This window comes from Streptomyces sp. G5(2025) (genome assembly GCF_049542075.1).
Lineage (GTDB): Bacteria > Actinomycetota > Actinomycetes > Streptomycetales > Streptomycetaceae > Streptomyces.
Genome location: NZ_JBMUZT010000006.1, coordinates 682,042 through 702,251, shown reverse-complemented (window position 1 = coordinate 702,251; position 20,210 = coordinate 682,042). Strand labels below are relative to the sequence as shown.

The 20,210-nt window shown below is 70.6% G+C and carries 17 protein-coding genes; 10 read left to right on the top strand and 7 right to left on the bottom strand.

What is annotated here, in order from left to right:
* Positions 1–327: 327 nt before the first annotated feature.
* The 7 genes from ACOBQB_RS13900 to ACOBQB_RS13870 all read left to right on the top strand — a co-directional run bounded on the left by ACOBQB_RS13900 (position 328) and on the right by ACOBQB_RS13870 (position 8,429).
* A complete protein-coding gene (locus ACOBQB_RS13900; RefSeq protein WP_423591849.1) occupies positions 328–1,392 on the top strand; it encodes a phytanoyl-CoA dioxygenase family protein in 1,065 nt (354 codons plus the stop codon).
* Positions 1,374–2,693 (top strand): DUF6271 family protein, encoded by a 1,320-nt coding sequence (locus tag ACOBQB_RS13895; RefSeq protein ID WP_423591847.1) that lies wholly within the window; start codon positions 1,374–1,376, stop codon positions 2,691–2,693. The genes ACOBQB_RS13900 and ACOBQB_RS13895 overlap by 19 nt, the downstream gene beginning before the upstream one ends.
* A 37-nt stretch (positions 2,694–2,730) precedes the next feature.
* Complete coding sequence (locus tag ACOBQB_RS13890) at positions 2,731–3,897, top strand: type III PLP-dependent enzyme (RefSeq protein ID WP_423598460.1); 1,167 nt, start codon at positions 2,731–2,733, stop codon at positions 3,895–3,897.
* Complete coding sequence (locus ACOBQB_RS13885) at positions 3,894–4,499, top strand: GNAT family N-acetyltransferase (protein WP_423591846.1); 606 nt, start codon at positions 3,894–3,896, stop codon at positions 4,497–4,499. Before ACOBQB_RS13890 ends, ACOBQB_RS13885 begins: the two co-directional genes overlap by 4 nt.
* Positions 4,477–5,670: an MFS transporter gene (locus ACOBQB_RS13880; protein ID WP_423591844.1), complete on the top strand. Its 1,194-nt coding sequence runs from the start codon at positions 4,477–4,479 to the stop codon at positions 5,668–5,670. The genes ACOBQB_RS13885 and ACOBQB_RS13880 overlap by 23 nt, the downstream gene beginning before the upstream one ends.
* 161 nt (positions 5,671–5,831) lie before the next feature.
* Complete coding sequence (locus ACOBQB_RS13875; protein WP_423591842.1) at positions 5,832–6,746, top strand: AurF N-oxygenase family protein; 915 nt, start codon at positions 5,832–5,834, stop codon at positions 6,744–6,746.
* 36 nt (positions 6,747–6,782) lie between these two features.
* Positions 6,783–8,429: an FAD-dependent oxidoreductase gene (locus ACOBQB_RS13870; protein WP_423591840.1), complete on the top strand. Its 1,647-nt coding sequence runs from the start codon at positions 6,783–6,785 to the stop codon at positions 8,427–8,429.
* A 188-nt stretch (positions 8,430–8,617) separates the two neighbouring features.
* Here the strand turns inward: ACOBQB_RS13870 and ACOBQB_RS13865 are convergent, their stop codons facing one another.
* Positions 8,618–9,961, bottom strand: a complete 1,344-nt coding sequence (locus ACOBQB_RS13865; protein ID WP_423591838.1) for a phytase — start codon at positions 9,959–9,961, stop codon at positions 8,618–8,620.
* Positions 9,962–10,230: 269 nt separating this feature from the next.
* Here ACOBQB_RS13865 and ACOBQB_RS13860 point away from each other — a divergent pair, with 269 nt between their 5' ends.
* Positions 10,231–10,776, top strand: coding sequence for a DUF1579 family protein (locus ACOBQB_RS13860; RefSeq protein WP_423591836.1), 546 nt, complete (start codon positions 10,231–10,233; stop codon positions 10,774–10,776).
* 224 nt (positions 10,777–11,000) lie between these two features.
* Here ACOBQB_RS13860 and ACOBQB_RS13855 read toward each other — a convergent pair whose 3' ends face one another.
* The 6 genes from ACOBQB_RS13855 to ACOBQB_RS13830 all read right to left on the bottom strand — a co-directional run bounded on the left by ACOBQB_RS13855 (position 11,001) and on the right by ACOBQB_RS13830 (position 16,885).
* The gene (locus tag ACOBQB_RS13855) at positions 11,001–12,050 is read right to left on the bottom strand and encodes a hypothetical protein (protein ID WP_423591835.1); all 1,050 of its coding nucleotides are present in this window, start codon (positions 12,048–12,050) and stop codon (positions 11,001–11,003) included.
* Positions 12,051–12,195: 145 nt separating this feature from the next.
* Positions 12,196–12,741, bottom strand: coding sequence for a hypothetical protein (locus ACOBQB_RS13850; RefSeq protein WP_423591833.1), 546 nt, complete (start codon positions 12,739–12,741; stop codon positions 12,196–12,198).
* A 95-nt stretch (positions 12,742–12,836) separates the two neighbouring features.
* Entirely contained in the window at positions 12,837–14,069 is a 1,233-nt protein-coding gene (locus ACOBQB_RS13845) for a hypothetical protein (RefSeq protein ID WP_423591832.1), read from the bottom strand.
* A 113-nt stretch (positions 14,070–14,182) separates the two neighbouring features.
* Positions 14,183–14,350, bottom strand: coding sequence for a hypothetical protein (locus tag ACOBQB_RS13840; protein WP_423591830.1), 168 nt, complete (start codon positions 14,348–14,350; stop codon positions 14,183–14,185).
* A 237-nt stretch (positions 14,351–14,587) separates the two neighbouring features.
* Entirely contained in the window at positions 14,588–16,189 is a 1,602-nt protein-coding gene (locus ACOBQB_RS13835) for a SulP family inorganic anion transporter (RefSeq protein ID WP_423591829.1), read from the bottom strand.
* A 54-nt stretch (positions 16,190–16,243) separates the two neighbouring features.
* The gene (locus tag ACOBQB_RS13830; protein ID WP_423591828.1) at positions 16,244–16,885 is read right to left on the bottom strand and encodes a carbonic anhydrase; all 642 of its coding nucleotides are present in this window, start codon (positions 16,883–16,885) and stop codon (positions 16,244–16,246) included.
* Between the two features lie 660 nt (positions 16,886–17,545).
* Between ACOBQB_RS13830 and ACOBQB_RS13825 the strand changes: the two genes are divergently transcribed.
* Positions 17,546–19,051 carry a SulP family inorganic anion transporter gene (locus ACOBQB_RS13825; RefSeq protein ID WP_423591827.1) on the top strand — a complete coding sequence of 502 codons (1,506 nt, stop codon included), beginning with the start codon at positions 17,546–17,548 and terminating at the stop codon, positions 19,049–19,051.
* 202 nt (positions 19,052–19,253) lie between these two features.
* Positions 19,254–20,150 (top strand): SDR family oxidoreductase, encoded by an 897-nt coding sequence (locus ACOBQB_RS13820; protein WP_423591826.1) that lies wholly within the window; start codon positions 19,254–19,256, stop codon positions 20,148–20,150.
* Positions 20,151–20,210: the final 60 nt, after the last annotated feature.

The window sequence follows — 20,210 nt, the reverse complement described above, 5'->3', positions numbered from 1 at the left end:
AATGCGCGCGGATGCCGGTTTCCGCACCCAACCACGGTGCGGCGCACGGCGGTTGAAGAGGGAAATTGCGTCCGCTCCACACGTGACGAGCGCGTGAACCGGGGGTCAATATCGTCGTTTTGCTCAACAAGGCGCCCAAGTCAATTGTTGACAGCGGTCGTTGGTCTAGTCCATTTTGAGGGTACGCAAGTTCGACGTGGGGCGGATGTGACACCCGCTGCCCCGGCCGACCTGAAGCGGCCCGCCGACCCGGCGCGGAGATTCCCGGGGGACGAATGCCTCCGCCGCCGTGCCCGCCCCGGAACAGACCACACCTTGGAGCACGCCATGCCAGCGTCCGACCGCTACCTCCATCGAGCCTCCAGCGCCGTCCCCTACTTCAGCTCCGACGGCGACACGTACCTGGCGCAGACCCAGCTGCGGGACCTGAAGAAGACCCGGCCGCTGAAGGTCCTGTCCGAGGACGACTTCGCCTTCTGGCAGACGTACGGCTACGTCGTCGTGAAGCAGGCGATCCCCGCCGAGGCGGCCAAGGACCTCCTCGACTTCGCCTGGGAGTTCCAGGGGCTCGACCGGGGCCGCCCCGAGACCTGGTACGAGGAGCGGGAGTTCCGCTCGGACCTCGACCGTGAGCTGCACGTCTACGGCTTCGTCGAGGCCTACCACCACCAGCTCATCTGGGACAGCCGCCAGACGCGGCGGGTCTACGACGCCTTCACCGACGTATGGGACTGCGAAGAGCTCTGGGTCACCCTGGACCGGCTCAACCTCAATCCCCCCAACGTCAAGAACCGCTCCCGCTCCCTGATCGCCCCCACCGAGCGCGGCTTCGACATCAACCTCCACTGGGACGTCGACACCACCCTCGGCGTGCTGCCCCAGCGCGTGCAGGGAATCATCGCCCTGGACGACACCCGCGACGAGCACGGCGGCTTCCAGTGCTGCCCGGAGCTGTTCCGCCGCTTCGACCGGTGGAAGGCCCTCCAGCCGGACGACCGCGACCCGATCCGCCCCGCGATCGACCGGGACGAGATGCCCGTCGTACGGCCCGAGCTGGAGGCAGGCGACCTGCTGATCTGGAACGGCCTGCTCGCCCACGGCGTGGCACCCAACACCTCCGCGAACGGCGTCCGCGCCGTCCAGTACCTCTCGATGATGCCCGCCCTGGAGACCCACGAGGAGCTGCGCCGCTCCCGGGTCGACTCCTGGCGCACCCTCGCCACGCCGGACTGGAACGCCACGCTCCTCGGCGACCGCGACAAGCACGAGTCCTTGCGCTACGGCACCGCGACACTGAGCGACCTGGGCGAGAAGCTGCTGGGCCTCACCTCCTGGACCGGGCAGGACGTCGACCAGCCGATCGGGGACGCCACATGCGCCGCATCTGCCTGACCCTCCCCACCAACCGCGCCTGCCCCGAGACGATCGCCGCGATCGGCGGCGAAGCGGCCTACGCCGCCGCGCACTTCGACGTCGAGGCGCACCTGCTGATCCTCGACTCCTCCGACCCGGGCACCTTCGCCGCGCACGCGGAAGCCGTCCGCGCGCTGGGCGAGGTGCCGCACGTCGTCACGCACCACCTCGGTGAGCCGGAGCAGCGCGACTTCCTGCGCCACGTGATCGGCAGGGCCGAGGTCGCCAAGCCCGAACTGATGCTGGAGCTGATGCTCCCGGCCGGGCTCTCCTACGGGGCGTGCACCAACCGCGCCTTCCTCATCGCCGCCGCGCTCGGCTGCGAGTCCGTCCACCGCAGGGACTCCGACAGCCGGTACCAGACCGTCGACGGCGAGCCCGTCTTCCCCGTCCACCACGAGCTGATGTCGCTCGGCAAACGCGCGGCCGACGCGGCGCGCGGCCCCGTCGAGACGGCCCTCGCCGAGCGCCACGCCGACAAACGCGTGGCCATGGTGGGCAGTTCCTTCGTGGGGGAGCTGTCCGTGGACATCGGTGAGATACGCGGGCTCGACCCCGACGTCTACTACGACGTCGTCAGCCTCTGGGCACCGGACCACTGGTCCGACGAGCAGAAGCGGGAACTCGTCGACGACTCCTTCCGCGGCGCCGGTGCCGAGCCGTTCACCGGCGACCGCGCGACGCTGACCCTGGTCGACCCCATGCGCGTCGACATGTGCAACATCAGCTTCCACGGCGTGCACGAACGCGTGCCGCTGCCGCCCGCCACCGACACCATCGGCAGCGACTACTTCCTTATTCATGTGGTTTACGACGCCGCACTGCCCGGCGTCCTGCACAACCGCAACATCGTCAACTTCTACACCGCGGAACGCAGGACCGACGCCGGCTTCATCGCGTACCAGACGCGCTTCGTCAAGTTCTTCCTGTCGATGCTCTACTTCAACCACGTCTACGAGCGGATGGCCGCCGCCGGGGAGACACTCCTCGACGCCCAGGGCCACGTCCGGGCCTCCGTCATCAGCGCGCTCGCCAGGGAGAGCGCCACGCTCGACCGCGCCGAGAACGTCCGGCGCCTGGACCGCGTCGATGCCGCGTACCGGGAACTCGGCGGCAGATACGCGCAGTTCGCCGACATCCTCGCCACGCGCCGCGAGCGTCTCCTGGACGAGGCGCGGAGCGACATCGAGGACTTCGCGCTGCTGACCGAGGCCTGGGAGCCCCTGGTGCGGGCGAGCCGGGAAGCCGGACCGCTCCTGTCGGCGGGGCGGCCGACGTGAGCGCCACGATGACCCACCACAGCGCGCGGACCGAAGGATCCGCGCCCTCCTCGACGCCCTGGCGGCCGCCGCCGAGGACCAGATCGTCTTCGACCTCCCCGGCATCGAGGAGCGCTACGAGACGCTGCGCCGCGAACTGCCCGGCGTGGCCGTCCGGTTCGCCATGAAGGCCTGCCCGGTCGACGAGGTGCTTGCCCGCCTGGCCGAGCGGGGCGCAGGCGTCGACGCGGCGAGTCCCCGCGAGGTCGAACAGGCCCTGAACGCCGGCTTCCCGGTCGCCAGGATGCACTACGGCAACACCGTCAAGTCCGACGAGAACATCGCGGACGCGCACCGCCTCGGCATCACGGACTTCGCGACCGACAGCCTGGAGGACGTGACCGCGATCGCCCGACACGCCCCCGGCGCACGGGTGTTCTGCCGCCTCGCGACCACCGGGGAGGGCGCCCTGTGGGGGCTGAGCCACAAGTACGGATGCCCGCCCGCCGACGCCGTCGCCGTGCTGGAAAGGGCCCGTGACCTCGGGCTGACCCCCGCGGGCCTGTCCGTGCACGTCGGCTCCCAGCAGATGACGGCCGACGCCTGGCGCGCCGCCTTCGACCGCATCGCGGACGTCCTCGAAGCCCTCCACCGGCGCGGCATCCGCCTCGACCACGTCAACCTGGGCGGCGGCCTGCCCGCGCTCGGCTACCGCGACAAGCACGGCAGAGCGCTCGACCCGCCGCTGGACAAGATCTTCGCCGTGATCCGTGAAGGCATGGCGCGCCTGGCCGGGATCCCGGGCCACCGGCTCGGCTTCGTCGTCGAACCGGGGCGCCATCTCGTCGCCGACCACGGCGCGATCCGCGCCCACGTCGCCCGGCTGTCCGCGCGGCGCGGGCCCGACGGCGAGCGCCAGTACTGGCTGTACCTGAGCTGCGGAAAGTTCAACGGCCTGTACGAGATGGACCAGTTGCAGTACCGCCTCGTCTTCCCCTCGCACCGCGACGCCGAGTCCGTCCCGGCCGTGGTGGCGGGCCCCACCTGCGACAGCGACGACGCCTTCTCGCACGAGCACGGCCTGATCCCGGTGCCCAAGGCGCTCGCCTCCGGTGATCCGGTGTGGGTCCTGTCCTGCGGCGCGTACGCGACCAGTTACATGACACAGGGCTTCAACGGCTTCAGCCCGCTTCCGTACACCTGGATCGACGGCGGGGACGCGTGAGCCACGAGATCGTGAACCACGAGATACGGATACGCCCCGTCGCCGACCGCGACTGGGACGGCATCGTGGCCCTGGAGTCCCACGCCTACGGCCGCCTCGGCCTGTCCGAGGGGCGGGCCGCGCTGAAGTCGAAGGCGCACGCGTCACCGGCCACCTGCTTCGCGCTGGATCTGGGGGGCAGGCGGCTCGCGGGCTATCTGCTGGCCCTGCCCTATCCGGAGTCCGCCTACCCGGACCTGCGCGGGGCCACCGAGGAGAAGCCCGCGCTCCCGTCCCGCAACCTGCATCTGCACGACATCGTCATCGCCGAGGACCTGCGCCACCGGGGCCTCGCCCGGCACCTGCTGAACCGCCTGTGGGCGGCGGCCCGTTCGTATGGCTACGAGCAGATCTCCCTGGTGGCCGTCGGCGGCAGTGAGACGTTCTGGGCGGCCCGGGGCTTCACGGCCGGCCACGTGTCCCCGACCGGATACGGCCCGACGGCTATGTACATGTCCAAGCCCGTGCCGGCCGGTCCGGCGCCGCGCACAGAAACAGAGAACACAGAAACAGAGAACACAGAAACAGAGAAGTGGGCTGATGCGGGTGCTGCGCGTGCGTGATCCTTTCCACCGGGGCCAGCTGGCGATCGCGGCCCTGTTCTGCTCGCTGGGTTTCCAGTACGCCACCTGGGCGGCGCGGATCCCCGCCCTCAAGGACGAACTGGGCTTGAGCGCGGCGGAGGTCGGCGTCCTGCTGATGGCGGCGGGAGTGGGCGCCGCCGTGTCGTTCCCCGTGGTGGCCGCGCTGATGCGGCGCCTCGGCTCCCAGCGTCTCGCGCTCTTGTCGGCGCTCTGTCTGGCCCTGGTGCTCCCGGCGCTGGCCGCGGCGCCGAACTACCCCGTCGCGCTGCTCGTCATGTGCGTCGACGGCGTCCTCGTAGGGTGCCTGAACGTCGCCATGAACGCTCAAGGCGCCGCTCTGGAAACCCGGTTCGAGCGCAACGCCATGGCCCGGCTGCACGCGACCTTCAGCGGCGGTTCCCTGCTCGCCGCGCTGCTCGCATCCGGCATGAACACGGTGACGTCGGCGGTCGCCGTGCACTTCGCCGCGGCCGCCGCGATCCTGCTCCTGCTGGTGGCATACGCCCGAACCGAGCTGCTGACGGAGGATCAACTCCCAAAACAGTCTGAGGCGAAGGGAGAGAAGAAGCGCGCCGGGAAGTGGACCATGCCCTCCCGCGTGACGCTGTGGATGTGCGTCGCGATGGCGTTCGGCACCGTGACCGAGGGTGCCATGAACGACTGGTCGGCGCTCTACCTGGAAGACGTCGCCGAGGCGTCCGCGGAGCTGGCGCCCCTCGGTATCGCCGTCGTCTCCGGAATGATGGTCGTGGCCCGCCTCTTCGCCGACGGCTGGCGCGGCCGCTGGGGCGACGGCCGCGTCGTGTTGACCGGAAGCGTGCTGGCGGGCGCGGGGCTCATCCTCGCCCTGCTCAGCGGCGGCCTGGTCCCGGCGCTGCTCGGCTTCGCGTGCGTCGGCCTCGGCATCGCGGCCGTCACCCCGTGTGTCTACGTGGCGGCGGCGGGGCAGGGCTCGGACTCGCTGACGCTCGTCGCCGCCATGGGGACGACGGGCCTGCTGGCGGGACCGCCGCTGATCGGCTTCATCGCCCATGCGAGCAGCCTGGTCTGGGGCTTCGCCGCCGTCGCCGCCTCTGCGCTCGTCGTCTCCGCGTGCAGTGCGCGGATCCGGTGGACGCCTGCCGCCACCGAGGAGTTGAGCCGCTCGTAACGCACCGCTCGTGGCCCACCGCCCGCGCCCCGCTCGTGCTTACTGGGGGTAGGCCTACCCGGCCCCCTTGTTATACCTTCTGTCTAACAAGGGGGTCGTGGCGTGCCGCGCCTGGCGTCGCCGCGGGCCCTGCCCTGACGTCCGAGTCGAGGAGCCGCTCCATGGCAAGCAGCACTGTTCGGCCGAGCACACACGACCACTCCCCGGAGGGCGACATCGCCCGGCGGCTGCTCGACTCGGCAGCCGTCCTGGCGTACGACCCCGCCACCGAGGTCGACTGGGAGACCCCGCTCGACCGCAACTGCCACGGCGCGAGCCCGGAGTGGAGCACCCTCTACGGCACCGCGTACTGGCAGGAGTTGACCGAGGAGCAACGCAAGGAGCTGACCCGGCAGGAGGCCGCCTCGGTGGCCAGCACCGGCATATGGTTCGAGATGATCCTCCAGCAGATGGTGCTGCGCGACGTCTACGCGAAGGACCCGACCAGCGCCGAGGTCCAGTGGGCGCTCACGGAGATAGCCGAGGAGTGCCGCCACTCCATCATGTTCGCCCGCGGCGCGGAGAAGCTCGGCGCGCCCGCCTACCGTCCGCACCGCTTCGCCGTCGAACTGGGCAGGGCCTTCAAGTCCGTTGCCTTCGGCGAGGCGGCCTACGCCGCGATCCTCGTCGCGGAAGAGGTCCTCGACGTCATGCAGCGCGACTGGATGCGGGACGAGCGGGTCGTGCCGTTCGTCCGTACCATCAACAACATTCACGTCGTGGAGGAGTCGCGGCACATGAAGTTCGCCCGCGACCAGACGCGCAAGCGCCTCGCGGGCGCAGGCCGGGCGCGCCGCCAGCTCAACGCCCTGGTGATCGCCATCGCGTCGTACGTCATCGTCACCAGCATGGTGAACCGCAAGGTCTACGCGAACGCGGGGCTGGACGAGGAGCGCGCCCTCGCCGAGGCGAAGGCCAACGAACACCACAAGTCCATGATGCGCTCCAGCTGCGCCGGCCTCATGGAGTTCCTCGCCTCGTGCCGCCTGCTCACCAAGCCGGCGCTGTTCTTCTACCAGCGCGCCCACCTCATCTGACAACCGCGCCCACCGAGCCGAGCTGAGTCCAGGAACATGACCTACGCCATCACCCAGACCTGTTGCAGCGACGCCACCTGCGTCGCCGTGTGCCCGGTCAACTGCATCCATCCCACGCCGCAGGAGCGGGCGTTCGGCAGCACGGAGATGCTGCACATCGACCCCAGGACCTGCATCGGCTGCGGCGCCTGCGCCGACGCCTGCCCCGTCGACGCGATCTTTCCGGTGGACCGCCTGCCCGCCGCGCAGAAGGAGTACGCCGCGATCAACGCCGCGTACTACGAAGACGCCGGGCTAGCCGAAACGGAGCCCGACGGGCCGAACCTCCACGTCTGGGGCGCGCCCGAGTTCCCGCGCGTCCTGCCCGCGGACTTCGCACCGCTCAAGGTCGCCGTCGTCGGCACCGGCCCGGCCGGCATGTACGCCGCGCAGGACCTGCTGCTGCACACCAGCGCCGAAGTCACGCTGATCGACCGGCTGCCCGTGGCCGGCGGCCTCATACGCTACGGCGTGGCACCCGACCACCCCGCGACCAAGAAGGTCGGCGACACCTTCGCCCGCTTCCACGCGCACCCCAGAGTGCGGATGCACCTCGGACTCGACGTCGGCACCGACGTCACCCCGCGGGAGATAGCCGCCCACCACGACGCGGTGATATACGCCGTCGGGGCGTGCGGCGACCGCCGCCTGTCCATCCCGGGCGAGGAGCTGCCCGGCAGCGTCTCCGCGAGCGCGTTCGTCGCCTGGTACAACGCCCATCCGGACGCGGCACCGGACGCCGTCGACCTGTCGGCGGAACGCGTCGTCGTGGTCGGCAACGGCAACGTCGCCCTCGACGTGGCCCGCATCCTGCTCGCCGACCCGGAGACCCTCGCCCGTACCGACATCGCCGACCACGCCCTGGCGGCGCTGCGCGGCAGCAAGGTCCGCGAGGTCGTCCTGCTCGCGCGCCGCGGGCCCGAACACGCCGCGTACACCACGTCCGAACTGCTCGCCCTCAAGCAGATGCCGGGCGTCGAACTGATCGTGGACGACCACGACCCGCGGATCGCCGCCGCCCTCGACGCGGCGGACCCGCAGGGCAAGGCGACCGTCCTGCGCGGCGTCGCGCGCCGCCGGCCGGACTGGGAGGCTCCACCGGCGCCCGGACGCCGCATCGTGCTGCGCTTTCACTGCGAACCCCGCGAAGTGCTCGGCGAGGACCGCGTGAAGGCCGTGCGCGTCGCATCCGACACGGGGGAGCGGACCGTGCGCGCGGGCATGATGCTGCGCGCGATCGGCTACCGGGGCGTGCCGGTCGCGGGGCTGCCCTTCGACGAGAACAGCGGGACCGTGCCGCACGAGGGCGGCCGGGTCACCGGGCTGCCGGGCACCTACGTCGTGGGCTGGATCAAACGCGGGCCCACCGGCGGCATCGGCGCCAACCGCACCTGCGCCGCCGAGACGGTCTCGACGCTCCTGGCCGACGCGGTGGCCGGAACGCTGCCCACGCCACCGCACGCCACCCGCGCCTTCCACCGCCTGGCCCGCCGCCGCAACCGCCACGTGGTCGACGCCCGCGGCCTGGCCGCGATCGAACGAGCCGAGCTCTCCCGCGGCAAGGCCTCGGGCCGCCCCCGCGTCAAACTGCCCACGGTGCCCGAACTCGTCGCCACGGCCCGATCGAAGCGGCTACCACGCTGACCAGCACAACGCGCCCCGCTAGGGGCGCGGGAACTGCGCGCTCAGCCTGATGCGGCCCGCAGCGCACCGACTGCCGCATGACAACGGCGCACTCAGCCGAACCCGGCCCGCGGCGCACCGACAACCGCACCGCAACGACGCGCGCGCCCCCCGGCACCAAGACATGGCCGCAGCGCGACGGGACGACGTCAGTCCTCGATGGCCTGCCTGACCTCGCCCAGGTCCACGAACTTGAAGTTGGTGGAGGGGCGTTCGGCGTCCCCGGGGGCATCGTGGCCGTCCTGGACGACAAGCAGACCGTTCGGGTACTTACGACCCAGCGGCGCGGCGAGCGCGGCGGCACCGTCGCACTCCTGTGAGCCGTCGAGGGCGGCGGACGCCGCGGTAACGCGGAATCCGCCTTCGTACTCGTTGCCGTCGGACAGCTCGCGGTCATAGACGGCGAAGGTGTCGTCGCCCTGGCTGGACGCGAGGACGTGACCGTCGCCGTCCGCCTCCGTGAGCAGCGTCAGCCCCTCGACGTCGGCGGTCAGACGGGTCCCGCCGTAGCCGGGGTCGGCGCCCGCGACACACTCCTCGGTCTCCTCGTCGTAGGCGCCGGGGACGCCGTACTCACGCACCTTGTCGACGAGCTTCGGCGTGCCGGTCAGGTCGGCCCGCATCCGCCAGATGCCGACGTCCTCCTGGCCCGCGTACAGCATGCCGTTCGCCGGGTCGACCACCATGCCCTCGACCTGGGGCAGTTCGCCGGGCTCACCGCACGGCGACCACGAAGTGCCGTCAGGGAGACGGAAGTCGGCGGGAAGGTCGAGGGTGCGGACCTTGCGGTAGCCGACCTCGCCGCCGGCGCCGGGGACGATTTCGAGCAGGGCGACGCTCGTCCGCTCCCGACGGCTCACCAGAGCGTAGGAACGGCCGGTGGCCTTGTCGGTCCAGGTCGCGAGGCCGTACGCGGTGCGCTGCTCGTCGATCTCCGCCTGGGAGGAGGAGAAGACGGGCGGGGCGGCGGGGTCCGTGACGTCGGTGAGGGGGCCGCCCGCGCGGTTCCCGCCGATGCGGTAGAAGCGGAGCCGGTCGCCGCCGCGGTCGCTGGTCACGGCGAGGTCGGCGCGGCCCGAGGGCAACCGCAGGCCGTGCACGAGGTCGACGTTGTTGAAGCGGCCGGGCGCGTGGTCGGGGCCGGGCGAGGCGGGTGCGGGCACGGACTGCACCTCGCGGGCGTCCAGGTCGTAGACGCGCAGGCCGCCCTGTTTGGCGGTGGCGATGACCAGACTGCGGTCGGGAGCGGCGGCGTTGCGCCAGATGGCGGGGTCGTCCGCGTCGGCGTCACCGCCGGCCTCGTCGTCGTGCAGGACCGGGGTCTCGGAGCGCGCGGTGACGGCGGGCAGCGCAGGCAGCCCAAGCAGCGCGGCACGCGAGCCGTTCGGTGCCGGTGCGGCCAGTGCCTGGAAGGGGAGGACCGTCGCGGTGAGCGCGGCGACCGCCGTGGCGAGGGCGAGGGCCGTCGACCGTGCGGTGCGGGACGTGACCACGTAAGGGCTCCTTCTGGAGAGGGAGTTGAGGGGGCAAGGACGTGCAGAGCGTGTGATCTCCGCATGAAGACTTGCTGTCAGGTAAGGCGTCCGCGATTAATGCGGGGCGTGAACACATGGTGTCGCGGGGCAGTCACGCCTCCATATGGCTCCTTCTTGGCCGAAGAGCGCTGAAGAGCACTGCAATCAGTACTTGGTCAGTGATCCTTTCCGATGTGCCACCCGAGTACGGATGCACCTTCCGGTCGACTTCTGGATGGGCGGGAATGATGACTGCTGCGACATTCGGTGCCGTCGCCACCGCGGCGGGCGCCGTCCTGCTCGGCGCGACCTCGTCCAGGGTGGCGGCCCGGCCCGTGCCGGTGGGCGGGCCGCCACCTTCGGAACGCATGCACGAACTGGATTTCCTGCTGGGCTCGCTGCGCTGCCTGTCCCACAGCGGATCGATCCGCACGGCCCGGGTCCGCCCCATCCTGGGCGGCCACTACTACCAGCTGGACCTGATCCACGTACGGTCCCCGAAGAAGGAAAGGGTCAGGGGCAGCTGGGTGCTCGGCTGGGACCGGGTCGACGCCGCCTTCGTCTCCTACTACTTCGACGACGCCGGCATGCAGGGCATCTCGACGTCTCCCGGGTGGCAGGGTGGACATTTCATCCTCACCGGATCTTTCGTCCTCGGTGAGTCGCAACAGCACAAGACCATCAAGAGCGACATCACGCGCGTGGACGAGGACCACTTCACCATCGAAGAGCACATCGAGGAGAACGGGACATGGGAACTCCTCGACACCCGGGACTGCTTCCGCAAGCGGTAGGAGCGCGAACAAGAAGACCCCGGCCTCCATGAGGGAGACCGGGGTCTGTCGCGAGCGCTGGGCAGGCCTTGCACCTGCATCTCCCCACAGGAAGTGGGGCGCCTTTCCTTGGACCACCAACGCCGGGCCTGTCACCGGTTTCCGGTGGCGAGCTCAAGATCAATCGTACAGTACGTTTGCCGGTGCTCCGCACCCCGCGCCGCCCGGGCTCCGCCGTGCCCTCGCTACTGGATGCTCCACCGGTGCGGGTGCCCCGGATCGGCGGGGCAGGCGAAGATGTTGAGCTCGCCCGCGCGCCCCACGACGACCTCGGTCGGACAGGCGCGTTGGAACCCCGTCTCCTCCCGCTCCTCCTGCGGTGTCCAGCTCGCGCTGCCGCCGTCCCACTCCGAGCTGTCGATCGTCAGCAGCAGTTCCATCGGCGTCGCGCAGGCCCCGCAGTCCATGGGGGAGGGGTCGGTCAGATGCCAGGACGCGAAGCCGCCGGCGCGCCAGCCGGGCGGGATCGACAGGTCGTACTGATAGCCGAGCGGCTCCGGCACGTCGCCCTCCCCGGCGTCCTCCCGGGCGTCCTCCCGGGCCTCGGCCCCTTCCTCCAGGCCTTCCTCCCAGGCGTACACACGCGCGCACAGGTCCTCGGGCAGCAGCCCCGCGAACGGATACGTGTCGACCTGCTCCGGGTGCAGGACGCATGGCTCCGGCACGTATCCGTCGAAGCCCACGACCTGCGGCTCCGGCGGTGTCCGCAGCACCTCGGTCACCTCCCACGAGCGGTGCCGGCGCAGCTGCACGGACATGCTGTAACCGGTCGGCCCGTGCCGGTCGAAGGGGCACCAGAACACCTGGAGGAGGTCGCAGCCGTCCGGCCCCTCCAACAGGTCGGGGACATCCCTCCGGTACAGCTGGGCGACGCCGATCATCGGCAGCGGGTCGGTGTCGGCGATCCCCTCGACGCGCTGCTCCTCCTCCCACGCGCCCAGGAGCCGCCGCTCCTCCTCGGTGGGGCCCGCGGGGCCGCGCTGCCACGCCGCGGCCAGGAGCGCGCGCCCCCGGTGGATGTCGGCGGGCCGCCGCCCCCGGTCACGCGTGTGCGGCTCGGTGCACACCGGCCACGGCTCGCCCACGGGCCACAGCAGCGGTCCGCCCACGGAACTGTCGGCGACACCCGGGTCGCCGGGCCGCGGGTGCAGCCTGGTCGTCGTGCCCCGGTGGGCGGCCAGTTCGGGGAAGAGCGCTTCGACGTCGAGCGGGCGGGGCGGGGTGGTCCTCGTCATGCGGGTGACCCTAGACACCGTGCGATCCCGAGGTGTCGGCGCCCCCTGTCGGCTCTGGGAGCCCTCGCCCCCATGGCGTCGCCACTTGGCCATCGCGCCCCTTTTTCTCACATTCCAAGGAGTCCGGCGACGGTTCCCGCCGAGGTCAGCCCTCCAGAGCGGCGATCTCCGCGAGGGACAGGCCCAGTTCGTCGTGCAGGAACCGTACGACCGTCCAGTGCGGCAGGGCGTTCTCGTCGAAGGGGCCGAACGCCGCGGTGTAGAGGGGGATCCACCGCAGCGCCTCCTCGGCGGCCCTCTCACGGCCCGGGGCCGACTGGTACGCGTCGTAGGCGATGCTCCGGTGGTGGATGAAGTGGCCGCCGGGGAGCCGCTGTTCGCACAGCTCGCGGTACTCGCGGGTCTGGAGTATGAGGTAGTGCCAGATCTCGTCGATGTCCTGCTCGACGGGGAGGAAGAGGCCCCCGAGCCGGTCGGGGTGCAGGGAGATCAGGTAGAGGTAGCGGAGGCATTCACGGACCTGATACGTCACGTGCGTGGCGTCCGGCGCGTCCGGTGTGCCGGGCGTGCCGGGCTTCGCGGTGAAGTGCCGGACCACCTCGTCGTGCAGGGTGTCGCCCAGCAGCTCCTGGGCGGTCGGGGCCGCGTCGGGCGAAAGGGCGGAGGCCAGGGGTGTCGCGGTCGGATGCATGGCGGAGTCCTGTCGGGGCGTGAGAACGGGCAGGGCTTCGGTGGGGCGTCAGGGATATGGGGGGTGGGAGCTGGGCGGTGGGCGGTGGCGGAGAATCAGCTGCCGGCCGGGTCCGGGGCCGTCAGCCACGCGTACTTGCCGGAGCGGCCGATCGGGATGTGCTTGCGGTGCTCCACGGCGGCGGCGCGGCCCGTCAACGCTCCGAGAGAGACCGTGAGTTGGGCTTCCTGTGCGGGTGTGAGCGGCGCGCCGTCGAACGTCGTGAACCGCAGGCGGCAGCGGTCGTCACCGAGCAGATGGAGCTGGTGGAGGAACACCTCCGGGCTCACGGCCGTGATGCGGGCGTCCAGGTCGGCCTGGGCGACGGGGCCGTCGGGCGTCGCGAGGAGCTCCTTCTCACGGCCGCAGAAGGAGGCGATCCGCCGCGGGTCGTCGCTCCCGTCGCGGGTGCGGACGCAGTCACCGGAGCGGTAGCGGACGAGCGGCATGTACGGGTTGCGGATGCTGGTGACGATGAGGCTGTGGATGCCGCTGCCCGGTTCCACCGGTATCAACTCCACGCTCATGTCGTGCAGATAGGGCCGGTAGGCACCTTCCGCGTCGCTGTAGAAGAGGTAGCCCAGCTCCGTGCTGCCGAAGAGGTCGATCACGGGGCAGCCGAAGCGGTCGCGCAGGTGGGCGCGGACGTTCAGCGGTGTGTATTCGTAGGCGTGGACGATCCCGGAGGGCCGGGGGAAGTCGTCCCACAGGCCCCACTCGGTGACCTTGCCGACCAGATGGGCGAGGTGGTAGCCGGAACAGTCCAGGAGATACGAGCCCTGCGGGTGCGCGGCGCTGACCTCACGGATCTCCGCGAGCATCCGTTCGACCTCCGGGCGGTCCCATTCGGCCGGGTCCAGGCGGCGGTTGAGGTAGAGCGTACGGTCGTCCAGCCAGCGTTCCCCCGGAGTGGCCCCCGGTTTATGGGAGTTGACGCGCGCGACGTGCTCGGTGGCGAGGACGGTGGTCAGCGAGATCCGCCGGGCGCCGTCGTGCCAGAGGGGGCCGAGATCGGGGTGCTCGCTCCACAAGCGGTAGTAGGAGCGGAGCAGGAAGTACGGCGGCCGGATGAGCTGCATGCGGGCGTGGTTGGTCCCGGTGGACAGCACGAACTCCGCCTCGCCGGTCTCCAGGGCACGCGCCAGTTCGGGGGTCATCCAGTTGTCGGGGAAGCCCCGGGCGATCTCCGGCTTCTCCAGGATCGGGAAGTCCCCGCGTTCGATTGAGGCGCGGTAGAGGGGGATGTCGCGGATGTGCTCCAGGACGTCGGCACTCGGCACGGGGTTCAAGGCGGCTCCGGGACAGGACGGGACAGGACAGGGCAGGGGGCGTCGGAAGGCAAGCGGCGGGGCCGCCGCCACGGCGTCGACGGCCGTGGCGGCGGCCCCGCGGGGTCAGCGGGTCAGGAGATGCAGCCGGACTTGCCGGTGGCGCTGATGCAACCGCTCTTCGGCGTCGCGCTGATGCAGCCGTTCTTCGCGGCTTGCGTGGCGCCGTCGGTGGCCGAGTTGGCGGCGACCCACTTCTGCCACACGGACTCTTCGGTCATGCGCTTGATGAGCTGCTCCATGGTGAAACCTCCATAGGTGATCGCTACTTGATGTGGAGAAATGGCCTGATGGGCACAGCACCGCATCCCCACGCGGCGAGGCAGGACGTCGTGCGGGGACAGATGACGTGCGGGACAGACCACGTGCGCGCGAGCAGAAAGAAGCAGGAGAAAGAAACGGGAGAAACCAGAGAAAAGAAACAGGAGAAGGGGAGGAGGGCGTGAAGGGGCCGACATCTTTGGCGGCCCCGGCTCGCGTCAGCTCCGCGCCTGCGCCTCGACGGGCTCATGCCCATGCCCGGGCTCGGCCTTGCATGCGGGTTCACCCGTGAGCTCGGCGGAATCCGCGTCGGCGTCGGCATCCACCGGACGCGTCCTCATCCGTACCGCCTCCGTGCCACTGTCGTTGTGCCGCAGCGCCCAGTTCTCCAGCGTCGTACGGCACGCGTGGTCTAGGTGGCGCACCACGGTCAGGTCCAGCTCTATGGGCCGGTCCTTGGGCAGGGCCTCCAGGGCCTCCAGGATGCGCGGCAGCCGCAGGAACGTGGCGTTGCCGGTCAGGGTGATGATGAGGCGGCCGCCGGGCAGCTCCCGCTTGTCCACGTGGACATGGGAGGTGTCCCAGGCGGACTTGACCACCGCGAGGATCAGGCCGAGCACCACGCCCTCGAACATGTTCGTGACCAGGATGGCGATCGCCGTGGTGGCCAGGACGATGGCCTCGCCCCGGTGGGCGCGGGCGAGCGGGACGATCTCCTTGACCGGTATCAGCTTGAAGCCCGCGTGCACGAGGACACCGGCGAGGGCGGCCAGGGGGATGATGCCGAGCGCGGCGGGCAGCAGCACGGCGAAGAGCAGCAGCCACGCGCCGTGCAGGATCCGCGAGAGCGGAGTGCGGGCCCCCGCCTGGACGTTGGCGGAGCTGCGGACGATGACCGCGGTCATCGGCAGCGCTCCGAGCACGCCGCACACCGTGTTGCCGACGCCCTGGGCGACGAGTTCCTTGTCGTACTGGGTCCGCGGTCCGTCGTGCATACGGTCCACCGCCGCCGCGCTGAACAGCGACTCGGCGGAGGCGATCAGGGTGAACGCCAGGACGGTGCCGAGCACGGCGACACTGCCGAGGTCCGCCAAGTCCCCGAGACCCGGCGGCTGGATGGCGTCGACGAGGCCGCGTACCGTCACGGTCGCCACGTCCAGGCTCAGCCCGGCGACAGCGGCGGTGGCCAGCGCGACGGCGGCCAGCGGGGCGGGCACCAGCTTCGCGGCCCTGGGCACCTTCGGCCACAGCACGAGGACGGCGATCGTGCCGAGGCCGACGGCCGCGGCGGTCAGGGATGTGGTGCTGCCCAGGATGTCGCCGACCAGCCCGGGCAGCCCGGCTATCTTGTCGATCCCGGAACGGGGCTGCTCCACCTCGGCCATGGTGTAGAGCTGGCCGAGGATCAGCACGAGTCCGATGCCCGCCAGCATGCCCTGGACGACGGAGACGGAGATCGCGCGGAACCACCGGCCGCAGCGCAGCAGGCCGAGGGTGATCTGGAGCGCGCCGGTGAGCAGCACGATCGCGCCGAGCATGCCGAGCCCGAACTCCTGGACCGCCTCGAAGACGAGGACGGTCAGGCCGGCGGCGGGTCCGCTCACCTGGAGGGCGCTGCCCGGCAGGAAGCCGACGACGAGACCGCCGACGATGCCGGTGACCAGGCCCAGTTCGGCGGGGACGCCGGATGCCACGGCCACACCGACGCACAACGGCACGGCCACGAGGAAGACGACGAGCGAGGCGAGGATGTCCTGGCGCAGGACGCCCGGCTCACGCAGCGCGCGGTAGGGGGAGAGGAAAGAGGATGTGGAGGACATGAGGGTGGGAAGTCCTGTCGTGGGAGCGGGCGGGGCGAAGGGGCGCTGGGGAACTCACAGCGGACCGAACGCCGAGCGGCCGTCGGACGACTGGCGATGGGCGGAGACGATGCCGGTGTGCACCTCGTAGTACCAGGCGTGCAGGGTGAGCGAACCGTCGGCGACGCGCTCGCTCACGCACGGGTAGGCGCGCAGCCTTTCCACCTGTGCGAGCACGTGTGTCTGGACCGCCTCCGCCACGTCGGGTGAGGTCGGGGCGAGGGAGCGCAGGGCGTCGTCCGGGGCGACGGAGTGCTCCAGCCAGTCGCGTACGGCCGGTACGGCCGACAGGTCTTCGCCACGCACCAGGGCGCCCACCGCGCCGCAGTGGGAGTGCCCGCAGACGACGATGTCGCGGACCCCGAGCACGCACACCGCGTACTCGATGGTGGCTGCCTCGCTCATCGGGTGGCCGGCGCGGTCGGGGTGACCGGCGGACGGATAGGGCGGGACCACATTGCCCGCCGTACGGAGTTCGAAGAGTTCGCCGGGGCGTGCTCCGGTGATGAGAGCCGGGACGACGCGCGAGTCGGAGCACGTGACGAACAGGGCTTCGGGGGACTGTCCGGCGCCGAGGGCCTCGAAGGCCGCGGCGTTCCGGGGGTCCGCGACGTGCGTCGCGGCGAAGGAACGGGCGTTGTCGATCAGTGACTTCATGGTGGCCTGCCTCCTGCGTCTCTCGGGCGGTGCCGGGACGCGGTGTGGTCGGGTCGATGGTGAAAACGGGGTGGAGCGAACCGCTGGGTCACAGCGAGCTTCTCGTCCCCCGGGACACCACAGCCTGGACGGCGGGTGTGTCTCTCACTTTGCCATTGCATTACGTACAGATGACAGGGCAAATTCTTGCCAAAGAATGAGTAATAACCGCCCCTGAGCTGGGAATTGGTACAGACCTAAACCATTGGTCAAGGCTTTGCGTGCAGGTGATGTGCAGCATGCGGGGTGATTCCGTTCGCATGCGCTTGCGGCGGCGACGATTTGCCGGTCCCGTACGTTCCGGGCCGCCGACGCCGATCTCTACCGTGACGTTAGGTAGGGTGAGCTGACCGCCGGGGCCGACGACGCCCCCCTTTCCGCGAAGACCGAAGACTGATGGCCGTAGGAGAGAGCGTGCGCATGCCCCCGGTGCCCGGCGCCGCTGCCTGCCCGCCGTGACGCTTCGCCCTTGAGTGGCCGCGCGGTCCGAGTTCGCGCCGCCGCCTCCTGATCTTCGGCCCGCCGCCCGCGGGCTCCGCGGACGGCCGCCCCGGCCCACCCGCGCCTCTCCGCACGTCCACGGTGATGCCAGGCGTGCCCGAGCACGACAGGTAGCTCCTCTTGTCCACCTCCACACTGTCCCCGGCCGCGCGCCTGCGCGGTCTTCGCCCCGACTGGCTGTCCGACCCGAAGGTGTGGCGCACCGAGATCCTGGCCGGACTCGTCGTCGCGCTCGCGCTGATCCCCGAGGCGATCTCGTTCTCGATCATCGCCGGGGTCGACCCGGCGATCGGCCTGTTCGCGTCGTTCACCATGGCGGTCACCATCTCGATCGTCGGCGGACGCCGTGCCATGATCTCCGCCGCGACCGGCGCGGTCGCCCTGGTCATCGCCCCGCTCAACCGCGAGCACGGCCTCGGCTACCTGGTCGCCGCCGTCATCCTCGCCGGCGTCATCCAGATCGCCCTCGGCGCGCTCGGCGTCGCCAAGCTGATGCGGTTCGTGCCGCGCAGCGTGATGGTCGGCTTCGTCAACGCCCTGGCCATCCTCATCTTCGTCGCGCAGGTCCCCGAGATGCACGACGTGCCCTGGGCCGTCTATCCCCTGATCATCGGCGGCCTCGCGCTCATGGTGTTCTTCCCGAAGGTCACCAAGGTGATCCCGGCCCCGCTCGTGTCCATCGTCATCCTGACCGTCATCACCGTCGCGGCCGGGATCGCGGTGCCGACCGTCGGCGACAAGGGCGAGCTGCCGTCCTCCCTGCCCGTGCCGGGCCTGCCCGACGTGCCTTTCACGCTCGACACCCTCACCACCATCGCCCCCTACGCCCTCGCGATGGCGCTGGTCGGCCTGATGGAGTCGCTGATGACCGCGAAGCTGGTCGACGACATCACCGACACCCACTCCTCCAAGACACGTGAGTCCATCGGCCAGGGCATCGCCAACATCGTCACCGGCTTCTTCGGCGGCATGGGCGGCTGCGCCATGATCGGCCAGACGATGATCAACGTAAAGGTGTCCGGCGCCCGCACGCGCCTGTCGACCTTCCTCGCCGGTTCCTTCCTGATGGTGCTCTGCATCGTCTTCGGGCCGGTCGTCTCCGACATCCCCATGGCGGCCCTGGTCGCCGTGATGGTGATGGTGTCGTTCGCGACCTTCGACTGGCACTCCATCGCCCCGAAGACGCTGAAGCGGATGCCCGCCGGTGAGATCACCGTCATGGTCGTCACCGTGGCCTGCGTGGTCGCCACCGACAACCTCGCCATCGGCGTCGTCGTCGGGTCGATCACCGCCATGGTCGTCTTCGCCAAGCGGGTGGCCCACCTGGCCACCGTCACCGCGGTCGAGGCCCCCGACGGAGCCCAGGTCGTCTACGTGGTCACCGGCGAGCTCTTCTTCGCCTCCTCCAACGACCTCGTCACCCAGTTCGACTACGCCACCGGCGCCGACAAGGTCGTCATCGACCTGACCGCCGCCCACATCTGGGACGCCTCCTCCGTCGCCGCCCTCGACGCGATCGAGACCAAGTACAAGCATCGCGGCAAGACGGTCGAGATCATCGGCCTGAACCAGCCCAGCGCCCAGATCCACGAGAAGCTCAGCGGCGAGCTCACCGGCGGCCACTGAGCCGTCACCTCCGTCCCACCGCCCTCACCGCCCCCGGCCCGAACGACGACGTCCGTTTCACGGCCGCGCCCCCGGGCACCCGACGGTCCCTCCACGACGGACGGCCGCACGGACCGGCCGACGCGCGGCTCCCACCACGGTTCAAGTGGTGGGAGCCGCCTCCGCGACGGAGGGTGGTAAGGACGAGCAGGAGGCACAGCTGATGAGTGACACCCCCGGCGCACAGGGCGGACAGGACCCGACCACGCGCCACCCCCGGCCCGATTTCCCCCAGCAGGACCAGCAACCGCCGGGCTGGACGGGACCGATGGACCCGCCGCCGGACCACGGCGAGGAGTCGTACCGCGGCAGCGGCTTGCTGAAGGACCGCAAGGCGTTGCTGACCGGCGGTGACTCCGGAATCGGCAGGGCCGTCGCGCTCGCCTTCGCACGCGAGGGCGCGGACGTGCTCTTCACCCACCTCCCCTCGGAGGCGGGCGACGCCCGGGAGACGGTACGCCTCGTCGAGGAGGCCGGGCAGCGGGCGATCGCCGTGCCCTGCGACATCCGCGAGGAGGAGCAGTGCCTCAGGCTCGTGGACCGCGCGGTGGCGGAGTTCGGCCGGATCGACATCCTCGTCAACAACGCCGCCTACCAGATGTCCCAGCCGGAAGGCATCGGGGACATCTCCACGGAACAGTTCGACCAGGTCGTCAAGACGAACCTGTACGGCATGTTCTGGCTCTGCAAGACGGCCGTGCCGCACATCCCGGCGGGCGGGTCCATCATCAACACCACATCCGTGCAGGCCTACAAGCCGAGCCCGCACCTGCTGGACTACGCCATGACCAAGGGCGCCATCGTCACCTTCACCCAGGGGCTCGCGCAGATGCTGGTCGACGACGGCATCCGCGTCAACGCCGTGGCTCCGGGCCCGGTATGGACACCGCTGATCCCCGCGACGCTGCCCGACACCAAGGAGTTCGGCAAGCAGGCGCCGCTGGGACGGCCCGCGCAGCCCGCCGAGATGGCGCCGGCCTATGTCTTCCTCGCGTCCGACCACGCGAGCTTCATCACCGCCGAGATCATGAACGCCACGGGCGGAACGCCGCTGCCGTGAACCGCCTCCTCCGCCGGCCGGCAGGCCCTCGCCCCGCCGCCGCCACGACCCACCGACGAC